We start from the raw sequence: 14,974 nt of genomic DNA on the forward strand, positions 1-14,974 counted from the left end.
CTGGCTCATACGGTTGGCCTCCCCGCATCATCCAGCGGTGTGTGACACTTCACCTGACGACCGGGGATATCCCGCATCTCAGGCTCTTCCTGACGGCAACGATCGCTGGCATACGGACAGCGCGGATTCAGCAGACAGCCCTGCGGTCGGTCATACTTACCCGGTACCACGCCCGGCAGCGATGCCAGACGAGACTTGTCGACCGCGAATTCCGGCAACGCACGCAGCAACGCCTGGGTATAGGGGTGACGCGGTGCGCGGAAAATATCCGCCGCTTTACCGGATTCCACCACCTGCCCGGCGTACATCACGATAATGTGGTGCGCCGCTTCCGCCACTAACGCCAGATCGTGGGTAATCAGGATCAACGCCATGTTCTCTTTCTGCTGCAACTCCAGCAGCAGTTCGATGATCTGCGCCTGAATGGTCACATCCAACGCGGTCGTCGGTTCGTCTGCGATCAGCAGCTTCGGCCGACAGGCGATCGCCATCGCGATCATGACGCGCTGGCTCATCCCGCCCGACAACTGGTGCGGATACACATCCAGCCGCGATTCCGGGTCAGGAATACCCACCTGGTTGAGCAGGTCAATCGCCCGCTGACGGCGGGTTTTGCGGTTGCCGCCCTGATGCACCTTGATGGCTTCCATAATCTGGAAACCCACGGTGTAACACGGGTTGAGGCTGGTCATCGGGTCCTGGAAGATCATCGCTACTTCCGCACCCACCAGCTGACGCCGCTCCCTGTCGGAGAGCGTCTGTAAATCGCGCTGGTTAAACTCCAGCCGGTCTGCCATCACTTTACCGGGGAAATCAATCAACCCCATGATCGCCAGTGAACTGACGGATTTGCCGGAACCGGACTCGCCGACGATGCCGACCACCTGCCCTTGTTCCACCTGATAGCTGATGCGGTCTACCGCACGAAACGGCAGCCCCTCATCGCCAAAATGCACCGACAGTTTCTCTACATTGAGTAACGCCATCTCTCTACCTCTATCACTGCATGTTACTGCTTGAGTTTGGGGTCGAGAGCATCACGCAGGCCGTCCCCCATCAGGTTAAATGCCAACACCGTCAGCAGAATCGCCAGACCGGGGAACGTCACCACCCACCAGGCGCTCTGCGCAAACTGCAGCACGTCGGAGAGCATGGTGCCCCACTCTGGCGTAGGCGGCTGTGCGCCCATGCCGAGGAACCCAAGCGCAGCCATATCAAGAATGGCGTTGGAAAAACCCATCGATGCCTGCACGATCAACGGTGCCAGACAGTTAGGGAAAATGTTAACGAACATCTGACGCAGCGCACCAGCGCCCGCCACACGTGAGGCAGTCACGTAATCGCGGTTCACTTCCACCAGCACGGCGGCACGGGTCAGACGCACATAATGCGGTAGCGACACGAAGGTCAGCGCCAGCGAGGCATTGACGATAGACGGGCCGAAAATGGCCACCAGCACCAGTGCCAGCAACAGACTCGGCAGCGCCAGCATGATATCCACCACACGCATGATGGCCGCATCAACCGTACCGCCAAAGTAACCGGCCAGCAGCCCGAAAATGATGCCGAGGACAAGCGACATCACCACCACCAGACAGCCCACCAGCAGCGACAGACGCGCGCCGTACATCAGACGCGACAGCACGTCGCGGCCTACATCGTCAGTTCCCAGAATGTACTGCCAGCTGCCGCCTTCCTGCCAAACCGGCGGCTTAAGCAGTGCGTCGCGGAACTGTTCAGCCGGTGCGTGCGGGGCCAGTACGCTGGCACCAATCGCTATCACCAGCATCAAAATGATGTAAACCAGGCCGACAACCGCGCCTTTGTTACGTTTAAAGTAGTGCCAGAACTCCTGCAACGGGGTCATGGGCTTCGGCGCAGCCGTTGCTGCGGATTCGGTAACGTGAGTCATCTCGCGTCCCCCTTATTTCTTATGCCGAATACGCGGGTTCACCACGCCGTAGAGCACGTCCACCAGCAGGTTCACCAAAATGATCATGGTGGCAACCAGCAATACCCCGCCTTGCACCACCGGGTAGTCACGACGCTGCAACGCGTCTATCAACCAGCGGCCCAACCCCGGCCAGGAGAAAATGGTTTCTGTGAGGATGGCCCCGGCCAGCATGGTGCCGACCTGCAAGCCAATCACCGTCACCACCGGCAGCATCGCGTTACGCAACGCATGTACCACGATGACCCGCAGACGGCTCAACCCCTTGGCGCGCGCGGTACGAATATAGTCCTCGCCCAGCACTTCCAGCATTGCTGAACGCGTCATACGCACAATCACCGCCAGTGGAATAGTGCCGAGCACAACGGCTGGCAGCACCATATGCATCACCGCGTCTTTGAAGTCGCCTTCCGCACCCCAAATCAAGGTATCGATCAGCATAAAACCGGTCAGTGGCAGGGAATCGTCCAGGAACACAGTGTCGCCTACCCGGCCGGACACCGGCGTCAGGTTGAAATGCACCGACACCAGCATGATAAGCATCATGCCCCACCAGAAAATCGGCATGGAATAACCGGTCAGCGCGATGCTGACAGCCGTATGGTCGAACACGGAACCGCGTTTGACCGCCGCCAGAACCCCTACCGGAATACCGACGATCACCGCGAAAATCATCGCGCAAGTACCCAGCTCCAGCGTAGCTTTGAAACGCGGCACGAATTCATCCCAGACCGGGATGCGGCTTTTCAGGGACATGCCCAAATCACCGTGCAGCACGCCGTAGATATAGTGGACGTATTGCTCCCAAAGCGGCTTGTCCAGGCCAAGCTCCGCCATCAACTGCGCGTGACGCTCCGGGGAAATACCGCGCTCTCCTGCCATGATCATTACCGGGTCGCCGGGGATCAGATGCACGAAAGCGAAAGTCAGTAGGGTAATACCGATAAACGTTGGGATAACCAGCCCCAAACGACGGAGTATGAACTGCAACATATCCCGAACTCTCTGTGCTTTCTCGTATAGAGATAAAGGGCTCGATGGTGCTCACCATCGAGCCTGACATTGCTCACTGCGTTAAAACGGGCGTTGAGCGCACCCTGCCGTTTCCCTACAGAAACACGCGTCTCCAGAAACACGCATTTCCAAAAACAACAGGGGCGACAGCGCTGCCATCGCCCATAAATGTGACGTGATGAGATAATTAGTCTATTGATACGTGGTTGAAGCTGTGTACGCCGCGCGGCTCGATAACGTAGCCTTTCACGTTTTTACGGATCGGCTCAAACACGGTGGAGTGCGCCACAATCAGTGCCGGAGCCTGATCGTGCATCACAACCTGAGCCTGTTTGTACAGTTCGATACGTTTGGCCTGATCGGACACCGCGCGAGCGGGCTGGATCAGGTCTTCGAACGGCTTGTAACACCACTTGGAGTAGTTAGAGCCTTTCTTCGCCGCATCGCAGCTAAACAACGTTGCCAGGAAGTTATCCGGATCCCCGTTGTCGCCAGTCCAACCCATCAGCACGGTCTGGTGCTCGCCCGCTTTAGCGCGTTTGAGGTACTCACCCCACTCGTAGGTGACGATCTTGGCTTTCACGCCAACTTTCGCCCAGTCAGCCTGAATCATCTCAGCCATACGGCGAGCGTTCGGGTTGTACGGACGCTGTACCGGCATCGCCCACAGGTCTATCTCAAAACCGTTTTCCAGACCCGCTTCTTTCAGCAGCGCTTTGGCTTTAGCCGGATCGTACGCGTAGTCTTTAACGTCGTCGTTATAGCCCCACATGGTCGGCGGAATCAGGTTTTTCGCTGCCTGGCCCGCGCCCTGGTATACCGCTTCGATGATAGCCTGCTTGTTCACCGCATACGTCAGCGCCTGACGTACTTTCACGTTATCCAGCGGCTTTTTCTCAACGTTGAACGACAGGTAACCGACGTTCAGGCCCGGTTTCTGCAACAGATCAATGTTCTTGTCCTGCTTCATGCTGGCCAGGTCAGCCGGGTTCGGGTACGGCATCACCTGACATTCGTCTTTCTGCAGCTTGGCGTAACGCACAGAGGCATCCGGCGTAATGGAGAAGACCAGACGGTCGATACCCGGCTTGGTGCCCCAGAAGCTGTCAAAACGCTTGTAGAGAATGCGGGAGTCTTTCTGGTACTGCACCAACTGGAACGGACCGGTACCGATCGGATCCAGGTCGATTTTCTCCGGCGTACCGGCTTTGAGCATCTTGTCGCCGTATTCAGCGGACATAATGGACGCAAAATCCATCGCCAGGTCAGCCAGGAACGGTGCTTCAGCGTGGGTCAGTTGGAAGCGAACGGTATAGTCATCCACTTTCTCGATTTTGCTGATCAGGTCATTCATCCCCATGCCTTCAAAGTACTCGTAGCTGCCGCCGGAGACTTTGTGGTACGGGTGGTTGGCATCCAGCTGACGCTGGAAGGAGAACAGCACGTCGTCAGCGTTGAACGTACGGCTCGGTTTGAAATCTTTGCTGTCCTGCCACTTCACGTCTTTACGCAGGTGGAAGGTGTAAGTTTTACCGTCGGCGCTGATGTCCCATTTTTCGGCCAGACCCGGCTCGATTTCGGTAGTACCGTTCTTGAACTCAACCAGACGGTTGTAGATAGGAATGGAGCTGGCATCAAACGTCGTACCAGACGTAAACAGCTGTGGGTTAAAGCCTTCTGGAGAACCTTCTGAGCAATATACCAGGGTTTTTGCCTGTACACCGGCGGCAACGGACAGCGCCAGCAAACCAAGGCCGAATTTCAGCACCCTTGATTTCATCAGGGATTTAGCCATTACATGAACTCCATTGTGGATGTTGTGTGTCAGCCAGACCTGTTTGTTGTCATCGCGACTGTTGTGATTACAACAGGGTTATCGCAACTTAGGTTATCGCGATGATTTTTATCGCGGTGGTCTGTACTTTTCTTCTATTTCAGCCTGAGGAGCGCGTCCAAAGACCAATGTAATAGTAAACAGGGAGAGACAACAGTGCGGGACAAGCAGGAAAACCCCACCAGCCCTGTCGATTCAACCGTAATGATTCCTGGTCCTCTGCTGTTCTCCTCCTTGTGACGCCCACAATGTGTCAACAGATCACAATCGCGTCAATATAACCTGTTAGGATTTACAAACAGAAATCACGGAATCATCAAGGTATAAAGTTAGCTCAATTTGCCACTGAGTTGGTGATAAAACCCACAAAATAACAAAAATTCAACAGAGAAAACCACATCATGGCCATCATTCGATAATTATCACCACACAATAACTCATAGGAAAATCCTCTCGAATGGTGAATTACTGCACAATAAAGCGTGTTAAAAAGGTTAAAGTCAGGTGAAAATACTGACAAAACCCCTCGATGGTGATGTATTCCTATCATCCCTGACGATTGTTAGCCAACTATTTGCGCATTATAAAAAAACTTTATAGCACAGCGGCAAAGGCACGGAGCGCCGCAGAAGCTGACTGGTGATCGCCACCTCATCCCTGCCTCTGCTCGCCCGCATAACTTAATCCCGTCATAACACCGCCCCGCTATAACACAGTGTAGATCATCGTGCAGTGTAGAATGCCCCAACGATGAGATACCGTGAGCAAGGTCGAATACCGTTTGTTACCACACTGGGGAGTCAGGAGGAGGGATTAAGGCCAGGTGCTGATTCGCTTCACACCATCTACATAACGGCAGGCAACACAGTGACAAGGCAGGCAAATATATCACGTGACGTTGGAGAAAAGGCGGGCCGAATACTTTATTTAAATAACTTTAAAAAATTATTTTTCCATCCGTCATTCGCGTGTTAACTTTATATAACACTGCATCAACCCTTCCATATAAATATCCCACCCACGATATTCACAAACTAATTTTAATTACAAAATGGCTAATTAAGCTACTTAAAAATGAATTGCTGTGTGGTTCACAATTCCCTAATATTTGCAGTGAACAACTATTATTTTTAACATTTCTCCATGCTAGATTACTTGCCATATTACTATAAAAATAACATCGCATCCGTCTTTGATGGTGCAGCACGTGACTACGTGCTTTGCATCCTGACTAAGTTTCCACGTATTGCAGAGCAAGCTGCTTATCTCTGTCCTATGCCGCTACAACAGGGTGAATATAATGAAAAATATTGAAACTGAAATCATGAGCGATAACACGCTCGCCACCACCGCACCATCAGGCTTACTGGAAAGCCTGAATAAAGCCCGTATCGGATCAGTCCCTTTTATTCTCTTCCTGGTCATTTCCGCTGTTGTTTTTATTGCCTCTTATGCCAGCTATTTGCCTAAGAATATGATCGGCGGATTCGCTGTGATTATGACCATGGGCTTCCTGTTGGCATATATCGGCCAGCGGATTCCCGTTCTGAAAGAAATCGGCGGCCCGGCCATTCTCTGCCTGATGGTGCCGTCAGTTCTGGTGTATTTTCATCTGTTCAACGCCAATACGTTGGATACCGTCAAGCTGTTGATGAAAGACGCCAACTTCCTTTATTTCGTTATCGCCAGTCTGGTTGTCGGCAGTATTCTGGGTATGAACCGCGTTATCCTGATTCAGGGGATGATCCGCATGTTCATTCCGCTGGTGGTGGGTACCGCCACGGCCGTCATTACCGGTTTGCTGGTGGGTAAACTGTTTGGCTACAGCTTCTATCACACCTTCTTCTTCATCATCGTGCCGATTATCGGTGGCGGTATCGGTGAAGGCATCCTGCCGCTGTCACTGGCCTACTCCGCTATCCTTGGTCACGCACCGGATGTGTATGTCGCCCAATTGGCCCCGGCCGCTGTAGTCGGCAACATTTTCGCCATCATTTGCGCCGGTGTACTGGCTCGTATCGGTGTATTGCGCAGTGACCTGAATGGCAACGGCAACCTGGTGCGCAACGAGGCGGATAACGCGTTGTTTGCCATAAAAGACACACCGAAGACGGTGGATTTCCACCTGATGGGCGGCGGCCTGCTGCTGATCTGTACCTTCTTCATCGTGGGTGGGTTGTTTGAAAAAGTGCTGCACATTCCCGGTCCGGTACTGATGATCCTGATCGCGGTATTGTGCAAATACGGCCGTATTATCCCCTCCAGCATGGAAACCGGTGCCAACAGCTTCTATAAATTCGTGTCCAGCTCACTGGTGTGGCCGCTGATGATCGGCCTCGGTATGCTGTATGTACCGCTGGAAAGCGTGGTCGCGGTCTTCTCCGTCGGTTACGTGGTGGTGTGTGGCTCGGTGGTGCTTTCAATGGCGCTGGTCAGCTTCTTCATCGCACCGTACCTGAAGATGTATCCGGTTGAAGCCTCCATCGTGACCAGTTGCCACAGTGGCCTGGGCGGTACTGGCGACGTGGCAATCCTGTCGGCCTCCAACCGCATGTCACTGATGCCGTTCGCGCAAATCGCTACCCGTATCGGCGGTGCTTCTACCGTGATCGCAGCGACCCTGCTGTTGGGCTGGCTGGTGTAATCCAATCCACTGATTGCCATACGACAAGGCCACGGATTCCGTGGCCTTTTTCGTTTTATACATCCAACAAAAAAGCCACGTCATTCGTGGCTTGGTCGTTTTGATGTTATTGGACGTTATTCGCAGTACTGACGCAGAGCGTCCTGCTTTTCCGGCAACAACCGGTAGAGATAAACTGGCCGACCGGTGGAACCGTAGAGAATATTGGTATCGAGAATACCGGTGTCTGCCAGGTAGATCAGATACTTGCGGCAGGATACGCGCGAAATGCCGATGGCATTGGCTAACATCTCTGTGGAGAATTCTGCCCCTTGGTTGCCTTCAATCCACTCACAGACGGTACGCAATGTCAGGCTGGTCAGCCCTTTCGGTAATTTTTTGCGTTCCACCACAGGCGTGCCGCTGGTGCGACGGATCAGGTTATCGATATCCGACTGCGCCACAAACTCACGGTGCTTGAGCAGATTGGCCTCTTCCCGATAAGCCGTCAGCGCCTGCTCGAAACGCGCGAACTGGAACGGTTTGATCAGGTAATCCACCACGCCGTAGTGCAGCGCTTTTTTGATGGTATACACATCGCTGGCCGACGAAATAATGATGACATCCGTGTGTTCGCTAAATTCACGGATGGTGGGCAGCAAATCCAGACCATTATCCTGCTGCATGTAGATATCCAGCAGCACCAGATCAATCTCGCAGTCCGGCTGCATCAGCAGATTTCGCGCTTGCTGCAACGTCGGCACCGTCGCATAGCAGCTAAACCCGGAAATCTGATTCAGATAACACTTATTCAACTCCGCCACCATGGCGTCGTCATCAACGATCAGTACATTTATCATGGTCAAATTGCCTTAATCATGGTCAAACTGCCTTGCTTGATACGGGATATTCACAAAAAACTGGGTGTAAACGTCCGGTTCGGATTCAAAATCGATAGTCCCGCCGATTTTCTCAAGACTCTGTCGGGTGAGATACAAGCCAATACCGCGTCCGGAACCTTTGGTGGAAAAGCCTTCCTGATAAATGCGCTGCTGAATATCCAGCGCAATACCCGGCCCATCATCGCTGACCGTGCAGTGTAGCTGCCCATCCTGATGATGAAATGTCACCGTAATTTCTCGATTGTCCAGACCGGATAACGCGTCCATCGCATTTTCGATCAGATTGCCCAACACGGTAATCAATTCATTGGTGGCCTGAGAGTCGTCGGTATCCGGCAACAGGCTGTCTTCGCTGATGGATAACGTGACGCCCAGATCCCGCGCCCGGTTGATTTTACCCAACAGGAACCCGGCAATCACCGGTGATTTTACTTTTCGAATAATCGAACCGATTTCCGCCTGATAATTATTGGCGGTTTTTAAAATATATTCTTCCAGCTGCGGGTAATATTTCAGATGCAGCATGCCAAGAATCACATGCAGCTTGTTCATGAATTCATGCGACTGGGCACGCAGGGCGTCAGCGTAATAGGACATCCCGGTCAAACGTTGCAGCAACTGGCTGACTTCCGTTTTATCGCGGAAGGTCGCAATCGCACCGATAATATCGCCCTTCACCACCACCGGTACGGTGTTGATGAGCAGCAAATTGCCGTTGAAATTAATTTCTTCATCCTGGCGTGGCGCGCCAGACGCCAGCACCTTTTCCAGGTTCATCAGCGCCGGCCAATGGCTAATGGTACTGCCGATAGCCAGTGTCTCGCCGGAGCCGTGCTGGCTGAAGAGCCGTTTGGCTTCGTCATTGATGATAGTGACGCGCAGGTCGGTATCGACAGCGATCACCCCTTCCTTGATTTGTTTGAGCATCGCGTTACGTTGCTCGAACAGGTTGGAAATTTCGAACGGTTCGAAACCCAGCATGATGCGTTTAAGGGTTTTCACCAGGAAATAGGTACCCAGCAAACCGACCAGCGCACCAAACAGAATAGTCCAGGGGATAATCCAGCGATTTTCGTTGATGACCGACTGCACGCTGGACAGAGAAATCCCAACGGCCACGACGCCAAGCTGGTGGTTATTTTCATCAAACACCGGCGTAAACACACGCAGCGCCGGGTCGAGTACCCCACGGTTCACCGCCGTATTCTCCAGCCCCAGCAACGCCGGATAGAGGTCATCACCGATAAAGTGACGACCAATTTGTTCCGGCTCCGGGTGAGAATGACGAATGCCGCCCATATCGGTCACAATCACAAATAACAAATGGTTGCGGCTTTTCACATTCTCGGAAAAGCGCTGCACCAGCGCCGGGTCACCGATACCTTTGAGCTCATCCACCACGATAGGCGAATTGGCGACGGTACGGGCAATCGCAAAGGCTTTATCTTTGAGATGCGTTTCAGTGAGTTCGGTAATGCGAAAAAACAGCAGCGCATACACCACCAACAAGACGGAGCCGATCACCGCCGACACCATCAGGATGACCGAGGTACCCAATTTCAGCGGGGTCTTTTTTTTACTCATTTCTCGCTCCGGAATTCGCATCATCGATCCCGTTATCTTAACCTGTTCAGGCCCTTTCTGCCCGTGCTGATAACAAAACCGCCGCCCTTAACAGGCGGCGGATGAGTCAAACTGTCAGGCAAAAACCGATTACCCTATACCTAACGCTTGTTACCACATACCCAGCACTTTCCACCACAGACTGCCGATGCCCAACCAGATAGGAATCACCACCAGTCCAACCAGGAAACCAATTTTCCACCAGGTGCCCAACGGCAGGTAACCACAACCGAACATGATCGGTGCCGGGCCGCCAGAATAATGCGTGGTCGCCATAAACAGGTTACTGAACGCAGCAAACGCCAGCACCGTTAATACCGGCGGCGCACCGGCGGCAATAGCGATAGACACGAAAATGGCGTACATGGCGCTGATGTGCGCAACCGCGCTGGCCATGAAATAATGGCTGTAGTAGTACACCAGCAACAACAGCCCCAGCATTGGCAGCCAGTGCATGCCGATAACCGCGTGACTGGCGATACCGCCCAGCCAGGCTATCAACCCCATCTTGTTCAACTGCGTTGCCAGCATCATCAAGACGGCGAACCACACCACGGTATGCCAGGCTTCTTTCTCACCGGTGACGTCTTCCCAGCTTAACGCTCGGGTCAGCAACAGCACGCTCAAGCCGCCCAGCGCGGTCAGGGTCGCATCGATATTCAGCGTCGCACCCAGCACCCAGAACACCACCAGTCCCAGGAAAACACACAGCACAACCCACTCGTTGCGGCTCATTGGCCCCATTTCCTGCAGGCGGACTTTAGCCAGCTCGCGCATTTCCGGCGTTTTCTTCAGTTCCGGCGGGTAGAAACGGTAGAGCACCAGCGGAATGACGATTAACGACAGCAACCCCGGCACCAGCGTGGCGGTGGCCCATTCGGTCCAGGTCAGGTGAACACCGAACTGGGTCGCCAGTTTGCTGATAAGCGGGTTACCGGCCATTGACGTCATGAACATCGCCGATGTAATGGTGTTGCACTGGAAAATGGTCTGTACCAGAAACGCACCAATACGACGCTGTGTCCCCTGCTCTGGCGTCGAACCGTAGGCTTCAGCAATCGAACGAAACAGCGGGGTGATAATACCGCCACAACGGGCAGAGGTTGACGGCATCGCCGGGGAAAATAGCAGGTCGGTGAACACCAGACCGTACGCAAGCCCCAGGCTGCTGTTACCGAGTTTACTGATGAACAGAAAGCCGATGCGACGGCCGAACCCCGTCTTGATGAAGCTGCGCGAAATGAAAAATGCACAGGCAATCATCCAGATAGTCGGGTCACTAAACCCAACCAGCACATCTTTGACCGGCAGGAGTCCGAGCGCCGACACGGCGGTGATACTAAAAATGGCAATAGCGCCAAGTGGATAGGGAGAGAGGATCAAACCGACAACGGTAGCAACAAATATTGCCAACAGATGCCACGCTGGGGGATTCACACCTTCAGGGACGGGAATAAACCAAAATATAATGGCTATACCAAGGATAATAAAAAGCTTCACTAACCTGCTGTTATTTGCAGACATACTAACACCACTCAAGATTAAAACGAAATCAGCCACGTTTACCGGAGGCCCCGCGTTATGAGTGGAGGAGTTATTTTATTTCTTCATCACCCTTAATTTCGCCATCTGACAATCCAGATAAATAAAAAAGTGCAAATAAATGCAGATAGCGGTTTTTCATCATGCCATCACCACGTTCATGACGGGTGCGGCCTGACAAACACAACGGGTACAGCATCAGCAAAAAAAAGACGAGAAAACAATAAAGAACAGGGTGCTTTTCTCGTCCCATCAAAATCAAGTGAAGTGATCAACGAGGAAAATAGTATTATTAAAAACGGAATAAACCATTGTTATTTTAATTACTAAACAGGTTTAATAATTTACTTTTAAGAATAAAAACACCATTTCAAAAACAAATAAATATTTACTATTGAAGAACAAAATAACAATTATTGAACATGACATTAACGATAATGTTAATGGTAATTTATCGCCGTATTTCTTTTTCACCGTGACTATTTATTGGTTTTTTTCACCTGTTTCGCTCATGAAGTAAAATAATTCTAAAGGGTTATTCACTGTTTATCTTCTATACAAAGAAAACTATTCAGCTACCGTAAAGCGAACCACGCCCAGCCTTGAAGGAAGGCGCGGGAAGCGTGACGCGAAATGTTAAAAAACCGCTCACGGACACACCGTGAGCGGTCGGTAACAGAAGAAACAGAATGTTAAGCCTTATCGTCAGGCACACTCTCATTGAGCGCGGGGACCGGTCGGCCAATAGCGATACGCTGCGGTTGCAATGCCTGCGGCACCTCACGGATCAAGTCAATATGCAGCAACCCGTGCTGAAACTGGGCCTGTGACACATGCAGGTGTTCGGCCAGGGTAAAACTCAGCGTGAAGGGTTTGAACACCAGCCCTTGGTGCAAATACTGCACTTTTTTCTCTGGTAATGTCGGCGTGCCTTTCACGGTCAGACGCTGGCCTTCCACTTCAATATCCAGCTCAGACTGGCGGAATCCGGCCAGCGCCAGTGTAATGCGGTAATGGTTATCGTCGATTTTCTCGATATTGTACGGCGGGAACTCCACGGCGTCCTGATTACCCATAGAACTGGCGAGCTTGTCAAAGCCAATCCACTGACGCAGCAGGGGGGATAAATCGTAATTACGCATACTCATAACTCCTTCTGTGAAGCGAGATAATGGTTTCCGGCCGATGACCGGATCGTCCCCGTTCGGCGGACGAGTAAATGTCAGGATGCGGGCTGCTTGCGCTCACGCCCGGTCATCCACATAACGCCGCGACGTGGCACGCCAGCGGCCATAACGGTTATTTGATTTCGATACGACGCGGTTTGAGCGTTTCTGGAACCACCCGCTGTAACTCAATAAACAGCAAGCCATTCTCCAGGCTGGCACCACGAATCTGGATGTGCTCGGCCAGTTGGAATTTGCGCTCAAAATTGCGCTCGGCAATACCTTGATAAAGGTAATTGCGCGGGGTGGCGTCACCACTATGCGATCCTTTAACAATCAGCATGTTGTCGTGCGCGGTGATCTCCAGTTCGCTTTCAGCAAACCCCGCCACGGCAATGGCGATGCGATACAGGTTTTCGTCAACCAGCTCAACGTTATAGGGAGGGTATCCACCATTCCCCTGGCTCTGGCCAGCTTCCAGCAGATTAAACAGACGGTCAAAACCAATAGCAGAGCGATACAGCGGGGAAAAATCGGGATTACGCATAAACTCTCTCCTGACAGGCAGCGAGGTCAATATCGACGGCCCTCCATTCGGACGGGCTCCTGGCCGCAGCCGCTGTATATCAGGAACACAGCGCCATACCCTGTCGGCGTATGTCTGCGGCTCTGATTGAGATATGGTGATTTGTCTCTGCTTTTCAACACGCCAGGAGGGAAATTTTTCTTATTCTCTAACCTGACCCTCATGTAATCACATACACTAGACAACGAGCACATTTTGCTAAAACATGTAAGCACATGCAGGTCGATGGCGGGTCGATGTAAGTGCAGTCAACCACGTAACCGGGACGATTTACCTCAAGGTAACATGATGACCATTCTGAAAAATGCCTCATTGTCGTTCGTGCTGTCAGGCGGGATACTGGCGACGTGCGGCGGTTGCTCCAGCGTGATGACCCACTCTGGTGGCGAGCAGGGATACTATTCCGGCACCAAAGCCAGCATGACCACGCTGAAAGATGAGGACACCAGTTGGGCGATGATGCCGATGGTGGCGCTGGATGTCCCCTTCTCCGCCATGCTGGATACGCTACTGTTACCCTATGACTTCTATCGCACCCACGACGATACCCACAGCACCTCCGCGCGCGACCGTCTGGGGGAATACGAGAGCCGCCAGCCGATGGTTTCTCCACCGCCTTTGGTGGTGATGCCAGCGTCGGCGAATAACACCGGTCATTGATGCCCGGCCTGACGGCGATGGATAAGCGTCATGGGGATCACCGCTTTATGCGGTTGCACCTCACCGCTTAATGCCTGCTGCATCGCGGTAAACGCCTGTTCTGACCACGCATCTTCATTCTGACGCATCGACCACAGTGTATTGGGCAAGAACCCCAGCATGGCGTGTTCATCGAAGGTGCCGATATTAATATGCGCCGGAATATAGCCATAGCGCTCACGAACCACACTGAGCATCCCCTCCAGCACCGGCAATGATGACGCGATAAACGCGGGCGGCGGCGCATCGTGCTGGCGTAAAAACTGCTCCATCATCAACATGCCATCCTCACGGCGGTTATGGCTGGCTTCCAGTACGGCCGGAGTCAGGCCCGCCTGCTGCACCGACTGGTGATAGCCACGCAGACGATCGCGGATGGCCGGTTGCTGTACGTCACCCGCCATGAAAAACAAGGGTGCGGCGGGTTGGGCGGCCAGCATCGCTTGTGTCAGCGCCGCTCCGCCTTGCAGGTTGTCACTCATTACCAGCGGCAACTGTTCGATACCAAAATCACGGTCCAGCAGTACCAGTGGCTTTTTCACCACCTTCGCGTGATGCTGCGCGGCCTGTAGCGATGAGGGCACCACAAACAGCCCGTCGACATTACGCTGCAACAGCGCCTCCACCAGCCGGTTTTCATACTGTGAGTCACTGTAAGAACAGCTGATCATCAGTTGGTAGCCCACCTCACGGCAGCGCGTTTCAAGCTTTTCGGCCAGCGTCGAGAAAAACAGGTTGGATAATCGGGGAACGATGAGCCCCAGCGTTTCAGTTTTGTTCAGCTTCAGGCTGCGGGCGACGTGATTAACGGTATAACCGTACTCCGTCACATACTGGTGGATGCGTTGCTGGGTTTTGGCACTGATTCGATACTGTTCCGCTTTTCCATTGAGTACCAGACGTACCGTGGTCACGGACAACTTCAAGGCACTGGCAATCTGTTCAACTGTTTTCGCCATGAAACAGAATATCCCTATGAGAACTGAAAGATAACCAGTGTAACGGAATAACTAACTCGACGCAGCTAAAGCGCG

Annotated in this window: 13 protein-coding genes; 2 read left to right on the forward strand and 11 right to left on the reverse strand. The window is 52.9% G+C overall.

What is annotated here, in order from left to right; all coding sequences use genetic code 11:
* Positions 1-5 precede the first annotated feature (5 nt).
* The 4 genes from dppD to dppA all read right to left on the reverse strand — a co-directional run bounded on the left by dppD (position 6) and on the right by dppA (position 4,760).
* Positions 6-986 (reverse strand): dipeptide ABC transporter ATP-binding protein, encoded by a 981-nt coding sequence (gene dppD / locus DD586_RS20275; protein WP_012886661.1) that lies wholly within the window; start codon positions 984-986, stop codon positions 6-8.
* A gap of 23 nt (positions 987-1,009) precedes the next feature.
* Positions 1,010-1,912 carry a dipeptide ABC transporter permease DppC gene (gene dppC, locus DD586_RS20280; RefSeq protein WP_012886662.1) on the reverse strand — a complete coding sequence of 301 codons (903 nt, stop codon included), beginning with the start codon at positions 1,910-1,912 and terminating at the stop codon, positions 1,010-1,012.
* A 12-nt stretch (positions 1,913-1,924) separates the two neighbouring features.
* Positions 1,925-2,944, reverse strand: coding sequence for a dipeptide ABC transporter permease DppB (gene dppB, locus DD586_RS20285; RefSeq protein ID WP_012886663.1), 1,020 nt, complete (start codon positions 2,942-2,944; stop codon positions 1,925-1,927).
* 208 nt (positions 2,945-3,152) lie between these two features.
* Entirely contained in the window at positions 3,153-4,760 is a 1,608-nt protein-coding gene (dppA, locus tag DD586_RS20290; protein WP_012886664.1) for a dipeptide ABC transporter periplasmic-binding protein DppA, read from the reverse strand.
* Positions 4,761-6,099: 1,339 nt separating this feature from the next.
* Between dppA and DD586_RS20295 the strand changes: the two genes are divergently transcribed.
* Positions 6,100-7,443: a 2-hydroxycarboxylate transporter family protein gene (locus DD586_RS20295; protein WP_012886665.1), complete on the forward strand. Its 1,344-nt coding sequence runs from the start codon at positions 6,100-6,102 to the stop codon at positions 7,441-7,443.
* Between the two features lie 116 nt (positions 7,444-7,559).
* Here DD586_RS20295 and dcuR read toward each other — a convergent pair whose 3' ends face one another.
* The 6 genes from dcuR to ibpA form a co-directional block, all read right to left on the reverse strand.
* Positions 7,560-8,282 carry a two-component system response regulator DcuR gene (dcuR, locus tag DD586_RS20300; RefSeq protein ID WP_012886666.1) on the reverse strand — a complete coding sequence of 241 codons (723 nt, stop codon included), beginning with the start codon at positions 8,280-8,282 and terminating at the stop codon, positions 7,560-7,562.
* 12 nt (positions 8,283-8,294) lie between these two features.
* A complete protein-coding gene (locus tag DD586_RS20305; RefSeq protein ID WP_012886667.1) occupies positions 8,295-9,908 on the reverse strand; it encodes a sensor histidine kinase in 1,614 nt (537 codons plus the stop codon).
* Between the two features lie 150 nt (positions 9,909-10,058).
* Positions 10,059-11,471: an anion permease gene (locus tag DD586_RS20310; RefSeq protein ID WP_012886668.1), complete on the reverse strand. Its 1,413-nt coding sequence runs from the start codon at positions 11,469-11,471 to the stop codon at positions 10,059-10,061.
* 70 nt (positions 11,472-11,541) lie between these two features.
* The gene (locus DD586_RS20315) at positions 11,542-11,742 is read right to left on the reverse strand and encodes a hypothetical protein (protein ID WP_041164685.1); all 201 of its coding nucleotides are present in this window, start codon (positions 11,740-11,742) and stop codon (positions 11,542-11,544) included.
* A gap of 439 nt (positions 11,743-12,181) precedes the next feature.
* Positions 12,182-12,631: a small heat shock chaperone IbpB gene (gene ibpB / locus DD586_RS20320; RefSeq protein ID WP_012886669.1), complete on the reverse strand. Its 450-nt coding sequence runs from the start codon at positions 12,629-12,631 to the stop codon at positions 12,182-12,184.
* A 157-nt stretch (positions 12,632-12,788) separates the two neighbouring features.
* Entirely contained in the window at positions 12,789-13,202 is a 414-nt protein-coding gene (gene ibpA / locus DD586_RS20325) for a small heat shock chaperone IbpA (protein WP_012886670.1), read from the reverse strand.
* 324 nt (positions 13,203-13,526) lie between these two features.
* Between ibpA and DD586_RS20330 the strand changes: the two genes are divergently transcribed.
* Positions 13,527-13,901, forward strand: a complete 375-nt coding sequence (locus tag DD586_RS20330) for a YceK/YidQ family lipoprotein (RefSeq protein WP_028085714.1) — start codon at positions 13,527-13,529, stop codon at positions 13,899-13,901.
* Here the strand turns inward: DD586_RS20330 and DD586_RS20335 are convergent.
* Positions 13,895-14,899, reverse strand: a complete 1,005-nt coding sequence (locus tag DD586_RS20335; protein WP_012886672.1) for a LacI family DNA-binding transcriptional regulator — start codon at positions 14,897-14,899, stop codon at positions 13,895-13,897. The two genes, DD586_RS20330 and DD586_RS20335, sit on opposite strands and share 7 nt — an antisense overlap.
* Between the last annotated feature and the right edge of the window lie 75 nt (positions 14,900-14,974).

Source organism: Dickeya parazeae Ech586 (assembly GCF_000025065.1).
GTDB lineage: Bacteria > Pseudomonadota > Gammaproteobacteria > Enterobacterales > Enterobacteriaceae > Dickeya > Dickeya zeae.

Coding starts and splice junctions, on each gene's coding strand:
- dppD (WP_012886661.1), bottom strand. CDS start 986: ATGGCGTTACTCAATGTAGAGAAACTGTCGGTGCATTTTGGCGATGAG.
- dppC (WP_012886662.1), bottom strand. CDS start 1,912: ATGACTCACGTTACCGAATCCGCAGCAACGGCTGCGCCGAAGCCCATG.
- dppB (WP_012886663.1), bottom strand. CDS start 2,944: ATGTTGCAGTTCATACTCCGTCGTTTGGGGCTGGTTATCCCAACGTTT.
- dppA (WP_012886664.1), bottom strand. CDS start 4,760: ATGGCTAAATCCCTGATGAAATCAAGGGTGCTGAAATTCGGCCTTGGT.
- DD586_RS20295 (WP_012886665.1), top strand. CDS start 6,100: ATGAAAAATATTGAAACTGAAATCATGAGCGATAACACGCTCGCCACC.
- dcuR (WP_012886666.1), bottom strand. CDS start 8,282: ATGATAAATGTACTGATCGTTGATGACGACGCCATGGTGGCGGAGTTG.
- DD586_RS20305 (WP_012886667.1), bottom strand. CDS start 9,908: ATGAGTAAAAAAAAGACCCCGCTGAAATTGGGTACCTCGGTCATCCTG.
- DD586_RS20310 (WP_012886668.1), bottom strand. CDS start 11,471: ATGTCTGCAAATAACAGCAGGTTAGTGAAGCTTTTTATTATCCTTGGT.
- DD586_RS20315 (WP_041164685.1), bottom strand. CDS start 11,742: ATGGGACGAGAAAAGCACCCTGTTCTTTATTGTTTTCTCGTCTTTTTT.
- ibpB (WP_012886669.1), bottom strand. CDS start 12,631: ATGCGTAATTACGATTTATCCCCCCTGCTGCGTCAGTGGATTGGCTTT.
- ibpA (WP_012886670.1), bottom strand. CDS start 13,202: ATGCGTAATCCCGATTTTTCCCCGCTGTATCGCTCTGCTATTGGTTTT.
- DD586_RS20330 (WP_028085714.1), top strand. CDS start 13,527: ATGATGACCATTCTGAAAAATGCCTCATTGTCGTTCGTGCTGTCAGGC.
- DD586_RS20335 (WP_012886672.1), bottom strand. CDS start 14,899: ATGGCGAAAACAGTTGAACAGATTGCCAGTGCCTTGAAGTTGTCCGTG.